General features: G+C 57.7%; 12 protein-coding genes. 10 read left to right on the top strand and 2 right to left on the bottom strand.

Annotation, left to right across the window (positions count from 1 at the left end; all coding sequences use genetic code 11):
• Positions 1–42 precede the first annotated feature (42 nt).
• The 8 genes from AC6I8A_RS12460 (at position 43) to AC6I8A_RS12425 (ending at position 8,653) form a co-directional block, all read left to right on the top strand.
• Positions 43–996: an ABC transporter permease gene (locus AC6I8A_RS12460; RefSeq protein ID WP_256696797.1), complete on the top strand. Its 954-nt coding sequence runs from the start codon at positions 43–45 to the stop codon at positions 994–996.
• The gene (locus tag AC6I8A_RS12455; protein ID WP_256696795.1) at positions 996–1,847 is read left to right on the top strand and encodes an ABC transporter permease; all 852 of its coding nucleotides are present in this window, start codon (positions 996–998) and stop codon (positions 1,845–1,847) included. The genes AC6I8A_RS12460 and AC6I8A_RS12455 overlap by 1 nt, the downstream gene beginning before the upstream one ends.
• On the top strand, positions 1,844–3,508 hold the full coding sequence (locus AC6I8A_RS12450) for an ABC transporter ATP-binding protein (protein ID WP_497818579.1): 1,665 nt from the start codon (positions 1,844–1,846) through the stop codon (positions 3,506–3,508). The genes AC6I8A_RS12455 and AC6I8A_RS12450 overlap by 4 nt, the downstream gene beginning before the upstream one ends.
• 150 nt (positions 3,509–3,658) lie before the next feature.
• Entirely contained in the window at positions 3,659–4,504 is an 846-nt protein-coding gene (locus AC6I8A_RS12445; protein ID WP_479487212.1) for a GNAT family N-acetyltransferase, read from the top strand.
• Complete coding sequence (locus AC6I8A_RS12440; protein WP_497818578.1) at positions 4,504–5,430, top strand: 2-hydroxyacid dehydrogenase; 927 nt, start codon at positions 4,504–4,506, stop codon at positions 5,428–5,430. Before AC6I8A_RS12445 ends, AC6I8A_RS12440 begins: the two co-directional genes overlap by 1 nt.
• 7 nt (positions 5,431–5,437) lie before the next feature.
• Positions 5,438–6,571 carry a M20 aminoacylase family protein gene (locus AC6I8A_RS12435; protein ID WP_265302502.1) on the top strand — a complete coding sequence of 378 codons (1,134 nt, stop codon included), beginning with the start codon at positions 5,438–5,440 and terminating at the stop codon, positions 6,569–6,571.
• Positions 6,572–6,686: 115 nt separating this feature from the next.
• Entirely contained in the window at positions 6,687–8,003 is a 1,317-nt protein-coding gene (gabT, locus tag AC6I8A_RS12430; protein ID WP_497818577.1) for a 4-aminobutyrate--2-oxoglutarate transaminase, read from the top strand.
• 140 nt (positions 8,004–8,143) lie between these two features.
• Positions 8,144–8,653, top strand: a complete 510-nt coding sequence (locus AC6I8A_RS12425) for an Lrp/AsnC family transcriptional regulator (protein ID WP_008109584.1) — start codon at positions 8,144–8,146, stop codon at positions 8,651–8,653.
• A 287-nt stretch (positions 8,654–8,940) separates the two neighbouring features.
• Here AC6I8A_RS12425 and AC6I8A_RS12420 read toward each other — a convergent pair whose 3' ends face one another.
• A complete protein-coding gene (locus tag AC6I8A_RS12420) occupies positions 8,941–11,928 on the bottom strand; it encodes an Ig-like domain-containing protein (protein ID WP_497818576.1) in 2,988 nt (995 codons plus the stop codon).
• On the bottom strand, positions 11,853–12,404 hold the full coding sequence (locus AC6I8A_RS12415; RefSeq protein WP_497818575.1) for an Ig-like domain-containing protein: 552 nt from the start codon (positions 12,402–12,404) through the stop codon (positions 11,853–11,855). Before AC6I8A_RS12415 ends, AC6I8A_RS12420 begins: the two co-directional genes overlap by 76 nt.
• Positions 12,405–12,701: 297 nt before the next feature.
• Here AC6I8A_RS12415 and AC6I8A_RS12410 point away from each other — a divergent pair, with 297 nt between their 5' ends.
• Together AC6I8A_RS12410 and AC6I8A_RS12405 are read left to right on the top strand one after the other, a co-directional pair.
• A complete protein-coding gene (locus AC6I8A_RS12410; RefSeq protein WP_265302469.1) occupies positions 12,702–13,148 on the top strand; it encodes a GNAT family N-acetyltransferase in 447 nt (148 codons plus the stop codon).
• Positions 13,149–13,163: 15 nt separating this feature from the next.
• A complete protein-coding gene (locus AC6I8A_RS12405; protein ID WP_256696787.1) occupies positions 13,164–15,212 on the top strand; it encodes a hydantoinase/oxoprolinase family protein in 2,049 nt (682 codons plus the stop codon).
• Position 15,213: the final 1 nt, after the last annotated feature.

The following is a 15,213-nucleotide window of genomic DNA, read 5'->3' as shown; positions in this document are numbered from 1 at the left end:
CGTTTACCCTGTGCCTGTTAACTCTCTACAAGGAGATCGCCGATGAACCGATACATGTTGTTCCTGATTGCCCGGCGCGCAGGCGCAGGCATCCTGACCTTGCTTATCGTCTCGGCGGTGGTGTTCTTCATTACCAGCCTGCTGCCCGGCGACGCGGCGCAGATGATTCTCGGGCAAAACGCCACGCCGGAAACGGTGGCGGCGTTGCGCCAGCAGCTGGGACTCGATCAACCGCTACTGGTGCGCTACTTCAGCTGGCTTACCGGCATGTTGCAGGGTGATTTTGGCACCTCGTTCGCCAGCCATCTGCCGGTGTTGCAGCTGGTCGAGCAGCGCATTCCCGCCACGCTGGAGTTAGCCGGTATCACCACGGTGATCTGCGTGCCGCTGGCGCTGATTATCGGCATTGTGGCGGCAATGAATCGCGGTTCGGCGCTGGATCGTTTTCTGGTGATCAGCACCATGGCAACCGTTGCGGTGCCGGAGTTTTTGGTAGCCACGGTGGCGGTGCTGATCTTCGCAGTAAAACTGCATTGGGTGTCGGCGATGTCGTTCGGCAGCCCGGACATGGACGTCATCAGCTACCTCAAAGCCTACGCGCTACCGGTGTTAACCCTGTGCTGCGTGCTGGTGGCGCAGATGGCGCGCATGACGCGCTCCGCCATCATCAACCAGCTCGACAGCCCGTATCTGGAGATGGCGCTGCTGAAAGGCGTTTCGCCGCTGCGTGCGGTGCTGCGTCACGCGCTGCCGAATGCGGTCGGGCCGATTGCCAACGCCATCTCGCTCAGCCTGTCGTATCTGTTCGGTGGCGTGATCATCATCGAATCCATCTTTAGCTATCCCGGTCTGGCGAGTGCGCTGGTGGATGCGGTGAGCAACCGCGATCTGCCGGTGGTGCAGCTGTGCGTCATGCTGTTCGCCGCCTGTTATCTGGTGCTGCTGCTGGCGGCCGATATCCTCACCATCGCCTTTAACCCGAAATGGAGAAGCTGATGAATACGTTACTGCTGCCTGTACGTCTGTTTCAGTCGCTGTCGCTTTCGGGCCGCATCGGACTGCTGATCTCGCTGTTTTGGCTGCTGATGGCGCTGTTTGGTAACCAACTGGCGCCGCATAACGTCGAAGACATTGGCGGCGGGCCGATGCTCGGTGGCATGACGTCTGCCAACCTACTCGGCACCGATTATCTGGGGCGCGATATCCTCAGCCGCATTCTCTACGGCGCGAAATTCTCCATTGGCCTGGCGCTCACCGCCGCGCTGTGCGCCAGCATCGTTGGCACCTTGCTGGCGCTGCTGGCGGCGGTTGCCGGGCGCTGGCTGGAAGAGGTGCTGGGGCGTGTTAACGATGCGCTGCTGGTGCTGCCGGGCAAAGTGCTGTCGCTGATGATTGTCGCGGTGTTCGGTTCATCGCTGCCGATGCTGATCCTCACCGCCATCTTCACTTACTGGCCGGGCGCGTTCCGTATCGCCTTCGCCATGGCCAGCAGCTTGCGCAATATGGATTACGTGCGTGCCTCGCGTCTGCGCGGGGAAAGCCGCTGGTATGTGGCGATCCACGACATCCTGCCCAATATGGTGCATCCAATGCTCACCGACTTCGGCCTGCGCTTTGTCTATATCGTGCTGCTGTTGAGCGGCTTGAGTTTCCTTGGCCTTGGCGTGCAACCGCCGTATGCCGATTGGGGCACGCTGGTGCGTGAAAACATTCAAGGCTTGTTCAACGGTTCGCCAGCGGTGCTGATGCCGGCGGTGGCTATCGCCAGCCTGACCATTGGCGCGAATCTGTTTATCGATAGCCTGCAGCAGATGCGTCCGTTGACGCTGGCGAAGGAGGGAGCATGAACGTGACGCCACATACCGCCATGCCGGTGATCTCGGTGGAGAACCTGCGCGTAACGGCGCAGACCGACAAAGGTGAAGAGATCGATCTGGTTTCTGATATTCGTTTCACGGTGCAGAAGGGCGAAGTGCTGGCGCTGATTGGTGAATCCGGCTCCGGCAAAACCACCATTGCGATGGCGCTGATGGGCTATGCGCGCCACGGCTGTCGCATCGCCGACGGCAATATTCACATGGCGGGCACCGATGTGCGCAGCCTGTCGCCGTGCCAGCTGCGTGAGTTTCGCGGTAACAAAGTGGCGTACATCGCGCAGAGTGCGGCGGCGTCGTTTAACCCTGGCATGCGCATTCTCGATCAGGTGATTGAGCCGGTGGTGATTCACGGCACCATGAAGCGCAAAGACGCCAGACAAAAGGCGATTGCGCTGTTCCGCGAACTGGCGCTGCCTAATCCCGACACCATCGGCGACCGCTTTCCGCATCAGGTTTCCGGCGGTCAGCTGCAACGCCTGATGACGGCGATGGCGCTGATTGGCGATCCGGATGTAGTGATCCTCGACGAACCGACCACCGCACTCGACGTGACGACGCAGGTGGAAGTGCTGAAAGCGTTTCGTCGCGTGGTGGCGCAGCGCGGCGTGACGGCGATCTACGTCAGCCACGATTTAGCGGTGGTGGCGCAGATGGCCGACCGCATTCTGGTGCTGCTGCGCGGCCAGATGGCCGAATACGGCACCACCGAACGACTGATTGGCGCACCACAGGCGGATTACACCAAACTGCTGATGGATGCGGCGCGGCAAAAAGAGCGCCCAAGCAGCTGGACCTGCGCCGATGCGGATATGCAGCCGCTGATGGAAGTACGCGATCTCAGCGCCGGTTACGGTCCGCGCGACAGCAACGGCCAGCCGAAAATCCGTATTCTCGAAGACATCAATCTGAAGCTGTGGAAAGGCCAGGCGATTGGCATTATTGGCGAGTCCGGTTCGGGTAAAACCACGCTGGCGCACGCCATTGCCGGACTCAACGCGCCGAGCCACGGCCATATTCTGTTTAACGGCCACTACATTAACGGCGACATGCATAAGCGCCCGGACAATGAGCTGCGCCGCATTCAGTATGTGTTCCAGATGGCCGATACCGCGCTGAATCCGGCGCACAGCGTTGAGCAGATTCTGTCGCGTCCGCTGGTGCTGTTCCACGGATTAAAAGGTGCGACGCTCAAAGCGCGGCTGCATCAGTTGCTGGATCTGGTGAAGCTGCCGCGCACCGTGCTGTGGCGTCGTCCGTGGGCGCTGTCTGGCGGACAGAAGCAGCGTGTGAATCTGGCGCGCGCGCTGGCCGCCGAGCCAGATTTGATTCTGTGCGATGAAGTGACATCTGCATTGGATACCGTGGTGGCTGCGGCGGTGCTGGATTTGATCAGCGAACTGCGTCGCGAGCTGGGATTGTCAGTGCTGTTTATCAGCCACGATATGCACGCGGTGCGCGCGGTGTGCGACGATATCGTGGTGATGAAATCCGGCAAGATCGTTACGCAGATTGCCCGCGCCGATTACGATAAGCCGAACAGCGAACTCTATTTCGAACGCCTGAAACGCGCCGTGCCAGAGTTGCGGCAAGGTTGGCTGGACGAGCACGAAGAGGTGTTGAAGGCGGAGTGAGATGCGATTTTTCCCTCACCCTAACCCTCTCCCGCAGGCGGGAGAGGGGACCGACCTCTGCGGCCTGAAAGATTTGCATAATACAGTTCCCTCTCCCTTTGGGAGAGGGCTAGGGTGAGGGAAACCCCATACAGAACCTAAGGAACAACCATGATCACACTACGCGCAATGACGCAAAACGACATCGAACACGGCTACGCCATCACCCAACAGCTCAAATGGCCGCACCGCCGGGAAGACTGGCAGCAGGCGCTGGCGCTGGGTGAAGGCGTGGTCGCTGAAGAAAACGGCGAATTCGTCGGCAGTGCCTTTGGCTGGCGCTGGGGCGAGCAGGCCGCAACCATTGGTTTGGTGGTGGTCAATCCACAGTTTCAAGGCCGCGGCACCGGCAAGCAATTAATGCTGGCGCTGCTGGAAAAATTCCCCGACTACAACATTCGCCTGCACGCCACTGAAATGGGCAAAGGGCTGTATCAGAAGCTCGGCTTTGAGGTCATCGGCCACATTCAGCAGCATCAAACGCGCGAACTGGCGGCGGTGCCAACCGTCACTATTCCAGCCGGTTTAACGCTGCGTAACGCACAAGCCGCAGACGCCGATCTGCTGATCGAACGCGATCATCAGGCGCACGGCATGTGGCGTCCGGCACTAATTCACAGCCTGATTACTGATTTCCAAACCGTGCTGCTGCAGGATGCCAAACAGCGCGTGCACGGTTTTGCCAGCCTGCGCCGCTTCGGTCACGGCTGGGCGATTGGTCCGGTGATCGCGCTGAATGTCGATATCGCGCAAACGCTGATTTCCGCCTTGATGCAAGGCCTGCGCGGCGAGTTCGTGCGTATTGATACCGATGGCGCGCTGCCGCTGGCGAGCTGGCTGGAAACCCTGGGCCTGGCGCAGGTTGATGCGCCGACCACCATGATTCGGGGAACGCCGTGGTCACCGCAACAAGGTGAGATGCAGGCGTTCGGGTTGATGACCCAGGCGATGGCCTGATGCATATCGTCTACAAATCAGAAGCCACGCGTGGCGCGCACTGGCAGCGCTGGCTGGCGCACCATGCGCCGGATATTCAGCTGCACATCTGGCCGGATATCGGCGATCCCGAGCAGGTTGAACTGCTGGTGGCGTGGCAGCCGCCGGAAAACCTGATGCGTACCTTTCCCAATCTCAAAGCGCTGTTATCGGTCGGCGCGGGCGCGGATCAGTTCGATCTCACGCAGCTACCGCCGGATTTGCCGGTGGTGCGTATGATCGAACCGGGGCTGACGCAAGGCATGGTCGAGTACGTCACTTTCGCGGTACTTGGCTTACATCGCGATATGCCGCGCTACTTTCATCAGCAGCGCGCCGAGCAGTGGCAAACTCACCCAATTCGCACCGCCAGCCAGCGCCGTGTGGGCGTGATGGGCCTCGGCGAACTCGGCCAGGCTTGCTTAAAACAACTGGTGTCGCTGGGTTTTGATTGCGCCGGCTGGAGCCGCACGCCGCGTGAAATTAGCGACGTGCATTGCTGGCACGGCAGGGATCAGCTGGGCGATTTCCTCGCCCGCAGCGACATTCTGGTGTGCCTGCTGCCGCTCACCGACAGCACGCGCGGCTTGCTCAATAAGCAGCTATTCACGCAGCTACCTGACGGCGCAGCGCTGGTGCAGGTGGGACGCGGTCCGCAGCTCAACGAAGCGGATTTACTGGCTGCGCTGGCAAGCGGCAAACTCAGCGCGGCGGTGATTGATGTCACCGATCCCGAGCCGCTGCCCGCCGGACATCCGTTCTGGCAGCATCCGGCCATTTGGCTGACGCCGCACATCGCCAGCGCAACACAAACCGACAGCGCCATCGCCGCGCTGCTCGACAATCTGCGCCGCTACCAGCGTGGCGAACCGATGGTCGGCCTGATCGATCGCAACCGGGGATACTGAGATGCAACTGGAACAATTAGTCGCGCTGCGACGGGATCTGCACGCCCATCCCGAGCTGGGCTATCAGGAGCAGCGCACCAGCGACATTGTGGCGCAGCTGTTAAATGAGCACGGCATTGAGGTGCATCGCGGGCTGGGTAAAACCGGTGTGGTCGGCGTGCTAAAACGCGGCAACGGCACGCGCATGATTGGCCTGCGCGCCGATATGGATGCGCTGCCGATGCAGGATAACGGCAATCAGCCGTGGAAAAGCGTGCACGATAATGTGTGCCACGCCTGCGGCCATGATGGTCACACTGTAATGCTGCTGGGCGCGGCGATTGAACTGGCCGAGCAGGGCGATTTCGACGGCACGCTGGTGTTTATCTTCCAGCCAGCCGAAGAGGGATTGGCGGGCGCGAAAGCGATGATCGATGACGGCCTGTTCCAGCAGTTTCCCTGCGACGCGGTGTTTGCGCTGCACAACTGGCCGGAACTGCCGCTCGGCGACGTGCAAACGCGGCCCGGCGCAATCATGGCGGCAGCGGATCGCTTCGATATCACCGTCAAAGGCGGTGGCGGACATGCCGCGCAGCCGCATCTGACGCGAGACACGTTGCTGGCCACCAGCGAACTGGTGGTGCAGCTCAACACGCTGGTGGCGCGCGCGCTCGATCCCTGCGAGCCAGGTTTGCTCAGCGTGACGCGCATGCAGGGCGGCTTCTCGCACAACATGATCCCGGCAGAAGCCAGCATCACCGGCACGGTGCGCACCTTCAGCCCTGCGGCGCAGGACATCATCGAAAATCGCCTGCGGGAAATGGCGCTGCACGTCACCGCCGCACACGGCTTGCAGGCGGAGGTGAACTATCTGCGTTATTACCCGGCCACGGTGAATAACGCGGCAATGGCGCAGCTGGCGATAGACGCGCTGGATCAGGCCGGAATTCACGCACAGCAGGCCAAACAGCCAGCGCTCACCTCCGAAGATTTCGCCTTTATGTTGCAGGCGCGACCCGGCGCGTATCTGTGGATTGGCTCTGCGCCGAGCCAGCCGCTACATCACTCGGCCTACGACTTTAACGATCAGCTGATTCCGCACGGCATCCAGACGCTGACGGCACTGGCACGGCATGCGCTGGGTGCAGAATTTCCCTGCTGATTGGCGGTGGATTTTGACAGGAAATGCCGCTGCCCGCTGGATTACGGCAGCGTGAGAAACCAACAGGTTGCGATACTTGAGCCATCCGAACGTTACGTGGAAAGGGGTTTTAAAAATGCAGAATGTCATGGCGGAGCAGCAAACATATTCCGATAACAGCCTGTTACTGGACGCGCGTGAGCAGCATGTGCCACGTGGCGTCATCACGGCGCATCAGTTGGTGATCGAGCGGGCGAAAGGCAGCGAAGTGTGGGATGTTGAAGGCAATCGCTATCTCGATTTCGTCGGCGGCATCGGCGTGCTCAACGTTGGTCATAATCATCCGGCGGTGGTCAACGCGGTCACTAAACAACTCGGTTTGGTGTCGCACGCCTGTTTCCAGGTGGTGGCGTATCCGGGCTACATCGAGCTGGCGAAGCGCCTCAATGCGCTGGTTGGTGGCGGTGAAGATTTTAAAAGCGTGTTCTTCACCAGCGGCGCGGAAGCGGTAGAAAATGCCGTGAAAATTGCGCGTGCCCACACCAAACGCAGCGGCATCATCGCCTTCGACGGTGCGTTTCATGGCCGCACATTGCTCGGCACCACGCTGACCGGCATGTCCGCGCCTTACAAACAGAACTTCGGCCCGTTCCCCTCCGATATCTATCGTCTGCCGTTCCCGAATGCCTTCCACGGCGTGAGCGATGACGACTGCCTCAAGGCGCTGGATCAGCTATTCGCGGTGCAGATTGCGCCAGAACGCGTGGCGGCGATCATCATCGAACCGGTGCAGGGCGATGGCGGCTTCCTGCAGGCTGGCGCTAACTTTATGCAGGCGCTGCGCCGCATCACCGAGAAGCACGGCATTGTGCTGATTCTTGATGAAGTGCAAACCGGCTTTGGACGCACCGGCAAGATGTTCGCTTTCCAGCATCTCGGCATTACGCCGGACTTGGTGACGGTGGCGAAAAGTATCGGCGGCGGTTTGCCGATCTCAGGCGTGGTGGGTAAAGCGGCGATCATGGATGCGCCACAGCCGGGTGGTTTAGGCGGCACTTACGGCGGCAACGCGCTGGCCTGTGCGGCGGCGCTGGCGGTGCTGGATTTACTGGAGAACGACAATCTGCTGGCGCGATCCAACCAGCTCGGCCAGCAGCTTAACGCGCGTCTGCAGCAGCTGGCGGAGAAGTATGCCTGCATCGGTGATGTGCGCGGCATTGGCTTTATGCAGGCGGTTGAGGTCGTAGATTTCGAGACCAAAAAGCCGGATGCGGCGATGACGCAGAAAATTCTCGACTGCGCCTGCCAGGAAGGTTTGCTGCTGATTAAGTGCGGCATTCATCGCAACACCGTGCGCTTCCTCGCGCCGCTGGTCACCACCGATTCGCAACTGGAAGAAGCGCTGCATATCTTTGATATCGCGCTGGCGCGCGCCAGCGGTCGACTGGGTTAAAAAGCGCTTCCTCATTGAAATTATTGCAGTAATTTGAAAACCTCCCGCTGGTATAACCAGTTAACGAGATAGCACATTTACCTTAAAGCGTGTTATATCTTCGGGAGGTTAAACCTAATCGGTTGGCAATGAGGGGTGCTATGAACGGCTTAATGAAACTCGACCGCATCGACATCAATATTCTGGTGCAACTCCAGAAAGATGGCCGTATCAGCAACGTCAATCTCGCCGATGCCGTTGGACTTTCGCCCAGTCCGTGCCTGCAACGCGTCAAGCGTCTGGAGCAAGCCGGATTTATCAACGGTTATGAAGCCCACATTAATCTGACCAAAATCACCGATTCCGTGACGGTATTTACCGAAGTCACGCTCTCTGGCCATCGCCGCGAAGATTTTATGAAATTCGAAAACGCGGTGCGTGAGGTGGATGAATTAATGGAATGCCATTTAATTACCGGCGGCTACGACTATTTGCTGCGCTTTATTACCCGCAGCATTGAACATTATCAGGAAGTGATTGAAAAGATGCTGGATGCGCAGATTGGCATCGATAAATATTTCAGCTATATCGTGATTAAATCACCGATTATGAAAAGTAGCGTGCCGTTGCGTTCGTTAATTTCAAAACAGAATTCGGTGGAGTTTGGTTGAGTTAATTATGTGTCTGTAATGAAGGTCGCCATAAATGGCGACCCTACGGTTGCGAGGTTTTGTAGGGTCGCCATTTATGGCGACCTGGACTAAAGCAGCACATTAGCGTAACGAACCGCACCTTCCGTAGCAGCACAATAATTGTGCGATGCCACGTTATTAATAAGTCACCATTCATTCCACGCGAATAATCGTGCCGTGACAAAACTCTTTTTTGCAATAAAAAAGCCATCGCGCTATCAGCGATGGCTTTTATTTAATCGTCTTTATCGATTAACTCATGCCCGTTAAACCAGCTCTGTTTTCACCCCTTGCTGCACCAGCAGTTCCGCATCGTCGTGACGATAAACCTGATATTCCACGCCCGCCACGGTCACCGTGCCTTCCTGATGCTGCCATTCGCTTAAATCGCTGCCTGCAGGCAGAATATCTTTCAGCTGCACCACGTCACCTTCGTTACCTTTCACCATCAGCTGCGTTTTACCGTCTTCAATAAACAGCTCTTTTTCGCCGTGCTGGAGCAGGGCGTTGAGATCCAGCTTCAGGATGTTGTTGCCGGCTCCGGTGATATCGAAGATCTCAATGGAGTCGATTTTGCTGCGCAATGCGTTGAGATCCAACAGCTGATCTTTACCGGTAATTTCTAATGTGTCGATTCTGGCTTCGCTTCCAAATGCTTCAGATTGCGCAAATTCCTCAATGCCAGAGAAAGAATGCAGGTCGTTCTCTTCAGCAGCTAATGTAAAATTACCGATGCTGCTGGCTCTTGATTCCCAGCTAAAGTTATCGATTATGATGGGAGAGTTATAAGAATTGTTTAAGTCCGTGTTAGCTATGCCTATATTGTAAATCATTGAAGGGGCAACATTTGATGAATTAACAAGATCTCCGAGGCTAATATTATTAACTCCTGGTTTCAACTCATATTCATATGTCACTTGAGGGTCCTGGTAATTAGGGGATGATAGGGCTATAATTATCTTGAAATTTTTTATGTCGGTGTTATAAATATCAAGGCTAAAGTTCGTCGCGAGATGCGCATAAGCATCTTGCTTGCTAAAATAAACATAAATCTGTTGTTTTTGAGAAATTTCAACTGATTGCGAACCAAATGAAGGTTCTCCAATTAGTTTTGTAGAAACAAACTTGGGATTACCATAACCACTTGCTGCACCTTTATTCGAAACCAAGGAAACACCATTTCCAAAGTCATAAAACTTTCCATCCTCAAAAGTTGTTGGGACACCGGCTGGTGGATTATCAAAATCAATAATATAAGAAAACGCGCCCGAGTTCTTAATATTCAAATCAAAGGCATCACCGAACCCGGAATCCTTCGATTTACTGACCTTGAACGACCAGTTGCCCAATGCAAGCTCAGTGGAGGGCGTCCACTCCCAGTTGCCGCTCGAATCCGCTTTCAGGCTGAAAATCTGTGTATCCGTCCCCTTTTTCGCCTGCAGATAAACCAGGCTGTTGGCGGCGGCGGTACCGTGCAGGGTCGGGGTGGTGTCATCGGTGGTATCACCACTGTGCAGATCATCCTGCTTGCTACCCACATTATCTCCGGCATAGGCAATTTCCGGGCTGCGGTCGGAGGTGGTATCGATGTTTAAAACCATGTTGTTCCAGCCGCTCTGGCCGGCTTTCTGAACCTCAAAAGTCCACTGGCCATTCGCCAGCGCCGATGGCGTCCAGCTCCAGTCCCCCTTGCTGTCGGCGGTCAGCTTGATGGTGGTCCAGCTTTGATTGCCCAGACGATAGCGCAGGCTGAACTCACTGTTGGCGGCGGCAGTACCGTGCAGGGTCGGGGTGGCGTCATCGGTGGTGTCGCCGCTGTGCAGATCAAATTGCTGGCTGCCAACGTTATCCTCAGCGTAGGCAATTTGCGGGCTGCGGTCGGAGGTGGTATCGATGTGCAAAACCATGTTGTTCCAGCCGCTCTGACCGGCTTTCTGAACCCCGAAGGTCCACTGGCCGTTCTCCAGCGCCGATGGCGTCCAGCTCCAATTCCCCTTGTTGTCGGCGGTCAGCTTAATGGTGGTCCAGCTTCCTTTGCCCAGACGATAGCGCAGGCTGAACTCACTGTTGGCCGCAGCGGTGCCGTGCAGGGTTGGCGTGGTGTCGTCGGTGGTGTCGCCACTGAAGAGATCGTCGCGCAGGCTGCCGACGTTATCGCTGGCATATTCTATAAGCGGAGTGCGGTCAGAAGTGGTATCGATGATGAGTGATAACGCATTCCAGCCGCTCTGACCGGCTTTCTGCACTTCAAAGTTCCAGCTGCCGTTGGCCAGCGCGGGTGGTGTCCAGCTCCAGTTGCCTGCGCTGTCGGCATCAACCTGGACAGAAGCGTAACTGCCGGTTCCGCTGCGGTAGCGCAGGGTTAAGGTGCTGTTGGCTTCCGCGCGGCCATGCAGGGTTGGCGTGGTGTCATCGGTGGTGTCGCCGTTAGCCAGGTTAACCGGCGTGCCGACGTTATCGTAAGCGTGGGTGATAATCGGGTCAAAGCCGCCGCTACCGGTAATGCTCAGCGAGAAGGTGTCTGACCAGTTCGCGCTGCCCTGCGGCTGCACCTCAAAGTTCCAGCTGCCGGTCGGCAAACCGGAAGCCGGCGTCCACGTCCAGTGGCCGCTGCTGTCGACATCGACAACCACGGAGCTGATTGACTGGCCCGGCTGGCCGTATCGAATCACCACTTTGCCGTTGGCTTCGCCGCGACCGCTGAAGGTCGGCGTGGCGTCATCGGTGATGGCGCGGTGACTGAGCGGACCCTGCCAGCTACCCACATTATCCTCTACCGATTCAATGCGGGTTTTCCTCTGGATGTCAGTGGCATTGGCGATGTCGAGGGTGAACAGCGCGCTGGCGGTGTTGCCGATGCTGGCCTGGAACTCGTACTGACCAGTGGTCAGTGCGCTGTCTGGCGTCCAGCTCCAGCTTTCGCCGTTCAGACTGGCGGTGGCGCTGCCCAGCCAGGTGTTGCTGCCAACAAGGCGATAGTAGACGATAACGCTGCTACCCGCCGATGCGGTACCACGCAGTTCCGGAACGGTGTCATCGGTTAGCGCGCCGTTATTCAGGGGGCCGGTGGCGCTACCGACGTCATCGATAGCATGGGTAATGGTGATGGTATCCGGCGGCAGGGGGCTGTCATTGTGCACAATAATGCTGAAAGGCGCAGAAGGGGAACCTTCGCGGGTCACGCCGCCAAAGACTTCCTGGGCGACAAGGCGCAGCTCATTGCTGCCTTCGTCAAGATCCTGAGAGGGTTCCATCTTCCATACGCCGGTGGTTTTATCCGCGATTGCGCTGCCGATTTTTTACCCTGGTCATTGATCAGGAAAACCGTGGTGCCTTTCTGCGCTACGCCGGTCAGCTCCGGGCGCTTGTCGTCGGTGGTTTCGCCGGGCTCAAAGCCGCGCTTGTCTGCACCGAAGTCATCGTACAGTTTGATTAAAATTGGGGCTTCCGGCGGAAGGGTATCGACAATGATCACGCCCTGCGTCGGGTGCGAGAGGTTGCCAGCCTCATCAAACTGGCGTATGGAAAAGCTGTAATTGCCGTCTTCATACGTTGTGTCACTTTTCCAGCGCCAGAAGCCATTCTCATCAACCGGGATGAAAAAGCGTTCTTCACCAATAACCAGTTCGATGGTACCGAATTCTTGCAGAGGTTTAGTGTTGCCCATGACCAGGTCGCCGCTGGCTCGTTGGTAATAATGAGTTTCATCATGTTTGAATAAATCGATCATAAGAATTTTCCATCAAGTTTTTAAAAGTGTTGTAAGCCGACGGACTTATGCGATCGCGTGGCGGCGAGCAGGTTAGTACAGTGCTCAACAGGCCGAATTAAGACCCGTCTGCAATGGATTTAAACTCCGGCTTTTATAGGCACCTTAAATTGGTGATGCGTCGATGACCGACCGCCACAGCATAAAATTTCTTCTCATCGTTAAATTCACCGTATCTTGCGGATAAACACCCGCGCTTCAGCCGGTAAACTCAGCGCGTCGCTTTTACACTGTTTTCAACCGTTACAAGGAGTTGTTATGAGCACACTCACCATTCCCGAGCACATCTGGCAGCGCGATGCCTTCACGCTCTCCACCGAGCGCGCACGGCTGGATTTTGATTACATCCACCAACAGCTGACGGAAAAATCGTACTGGGCGAAAGACCAGCCGCGTGCCAAAACCGAGCGCGCCTTTGCTGGTTCATTGCCGTTCGGGCTGTATCACCAGGATCAGCAGATTGGCTTTGCAAGATTGGTAACCGATTACACCCGTTTCGGCTGGCTGTGTGACGTGATGATTGATGAAAACTGGCGCGGTCACGGATTAGGCAGCTGGCTGGCAACGTGCGTGCGGGCGCATCCGGAGCTGGCCACAGTGCACCGCTGGATGCTCTCGACCAATGATGCGCATCCGTTGTATCAGCGCCTTGGCTGGCGCGTGGTGCAGGATCCGCAAAAACTGATGGAATTTCCTCCCTCCTGACACTGGAGTTTTCACATGGGTTACCGCGTTGGCGTCGATATTGGCGGGTCGTTTACCGATTTCGCCGTGCTGGATGAACACACCAATCAAATTCACACGCTAAAAGTGCTGTCGCGACCGGATCAGCCCGGCAGCGAAATTCTCACCGGGTTAACCCAGCTGCAGCAGCGCGATGGCCTTGATCCAAAACAGATTGAGTACTTCACGCACGGCACCACCGTTGGCATTAATGCGGTGATCCAGCGGCGCGGCGTAAAGCTGGCGTTGTTCGCCACCGACGGTTTTTGCGATGTGCTGGAGCTGGCGCGCCTGAAGATCCCGCACATTCATGACTTGTTTTCGCGCCGCCCGGCACCGCTGATTTCGCGCGATCGGGTGTTTGCCATTAAAGAGCGCACCGATCGCCACGGCAACGTATTGACCGAGGTCGATCGGCAAAGCGTGCTGGAGGCGATCAACGCCGCGCGCGCCGCCGGTTGTCAGGGGATTGTGGTATCGCTGCTGCACAGCTATCGCAACCGCCACAACGAAGCGGCGGTGAAAGCCATCATTAATCAACACGCGCCCGACTTGCTCACTTCCTGTTCCGCCGATATCTGGCCGATCATTCGTGAATACGAACGCACCATTACTGCCACCATCAACGCCTACGTGCAGCCGATGGTGATCAACTACCTCGAATCGTTTGAGCGCGCGCTAAAAACCATGGGCGTTAAACCGCCACCACGCATCACCAAATCCAACGGCGGCGTGATGGGCGTCGAGCAGGCGAAAAGTGAATGCGTGCAGATGGTGCTGTCCGGCACCGCATCGGGCGTGATCGGTGCCAGCTTCCTCGCCAGCGCCTGCGGCTTCGACAAAATCCTTAGCCTTGATATTGGCGGCACCAGCGCCGACGTGGCGGTGATCGTTGAAGGCCAGGTCGCGCAGGGTAACGGCGAAATCATCGGTGATTTCCCGATCTACATTCCGTCGGTGGCGGTGACGTCCGTTGGGCAGGGCGGCGGTTCGCTGGCGTGGATCGATAATCAAGGCGTGCTGCAAATGGGGCCGGACAGCGCCGGATCGCTGCCAGGTCCGGTGTGCTTCCAGCGCGGCGGCACGCAGCCGACCGCCACCGATGCTTTTGCCGCCTGCGGCATGATTGGTCACGGCGACCTTGGCTACAACGCGGTGCAGGTGGATGTCGCCGCCGCGCGCGCTGCGTGGCAGCCGCTGGCGGATAAGCTCGGCATCAGCATTGAAGAGACCGCCGAAACCGCCATCGAGCTGGCGATCTCCAGCATGTATGGCGACACCAGCGGTTTGCTGTCGCGCTTCGGCCTCGATCCGCGTGAATTCTGGTTCCTCGCCTTTGGCGGCGCAGGTCCGATGATGGGCTGCTTCCTCGCGCGCGAGCTGAACATGAAAGGGGTAATTGTGCCGCCGACGCCAGGCGTGTTATCGGCGCTCGGCGGTTTGGTGGCAGATATCCGTAACGACTTTATCCGCACGCTGTATAGCGATCTCGATGCTTCATTGGCGGATCGTCTGGCGACCGAAGCCGAGGCGCTGAGCCTGCGCGCGCGTGACTGGCTCAGCAGCCAGCATGGCGCAAATATGCCGTTCACGCTGCACTACAGCGCTGACATGCGCTATCGCGGCCAGTCATTTGAAATTGAAGTGGCGCTGGAGCCGCACTGGCTGGCGCAGGCCGATGTCGCGGCGTTGCATGACGCGTTTGATCGCCAGCATCAGCAGCTGTTTGGTCACTTTGATGCCGACGCGCCGGTGCAAATCATCAACCTGCGCTTAGTGATCGCCTCGCCCACGCCGAAACCGACGCTCAATCAGCTGGCCGCCGCCGACGCACCGGTTGAGGTGGCGCAGCAGGTTAGCGCGTGGATCGATGGCGCGGCGCATCAGGTGGATGTGGTGTTGCGCGCCACGCTGCGCGCCGGACATCAGCTGATCGGCCCGGTGATTGTGGCGCAGGACGACTGCACCACCTGCGTGCCGCCCAACATGAAAGTGGATGTGGATAACTTTGGCAACCTGCTGATCACGCCAGTGGAGGCGAACTAAC

The sequence above is a fragment of the Pantoea sp. X-Soil-ISGK-275 genome (assembly GCF_059730795.1).
The sequence above is the reverse complement of the archived record's forward strand: the minus strand, read 5'-3'. Positions and strand labels throughout refer to the sequence as shown.

Bases quoted from the DNA above. Each gene is read 5' to 3' on its own strand.
- AC6I8A_RS12450 (WP_497818579.1), top strand. From the start codon at position 1,844: ATGAACGTGACGCCACATACCGCCATGCCGGTGATCTCGGTGGAGAAC.
- AC6I8A_RS12405 (WP_256696787.1), top strand. From the start codon at position 13,164: ATGGGTTACCGCGTTGGCGTCGATATTGGCGGGTCGTTTACCGATTTC.
- AC6I8A_RS12455 (WP_256696795.1), top strand. From the start codon at position 996: ATGAATACGTTACTGCTGCCTGTACGTCTGTTTCAGTCGCTGTCGCTT.
- AC6I8A_RS12410 (WP_265302469.1), top strand. From the start codon at position 12,702: ATGAGCACACTCACCATTCCCGAGCACATCTGGCAGCGCGATGCCTTC.
- AC6I8A_RS12420 (WP_497818576.1), bottom strand. From the start codon at position 11,928: ATGGAACCCTCTCAGGATCTTGACGAAGGCAGCAATGAGCTGCGCCTT.
- AC6I8A_RS12460 (WP_256696797.1), top strand. From the start codon at position 43: ATGAACCGATACATGTTGTTCCTGATTGCCCGGCGCGCAGGCGCAGGC.
- AC6I8A_RS12445 (WP_479487212.1), top strand. From the start codon at position 3,659: ATGATCACACTACGCGCAATGACGCAAAACGACATCGAACACGGCTAC.
- AC6I8A_RS12415 (WP_497818575.1), bottom strand. From the start codon at position 12,404: ATGATCGATTTATTCAAACATGATGAAACTCATTATTACCAACGAGCC.
- AC6I8A_RS12440 (WP_497818578.1), top strand. From the start codon at position 4,504: ATGCATATCGTCTACAAATCAGAAGCCACGCGTGGCGCGCACTGGCAG.
- gabT (WP_497818577.1), top strand. From the start codon at position 6,687: ATGCAGAATGTCATGGCGGAGCAGCAAACATATTCCGATAACAGCCTG.
- AC6I8A_RS12425 (WP_008109584.1), top strand. From the start codon at position 8,144: ATGAACGGCTTAATGAAACTCGACCGCATCGACATCAATATTCTGGTG.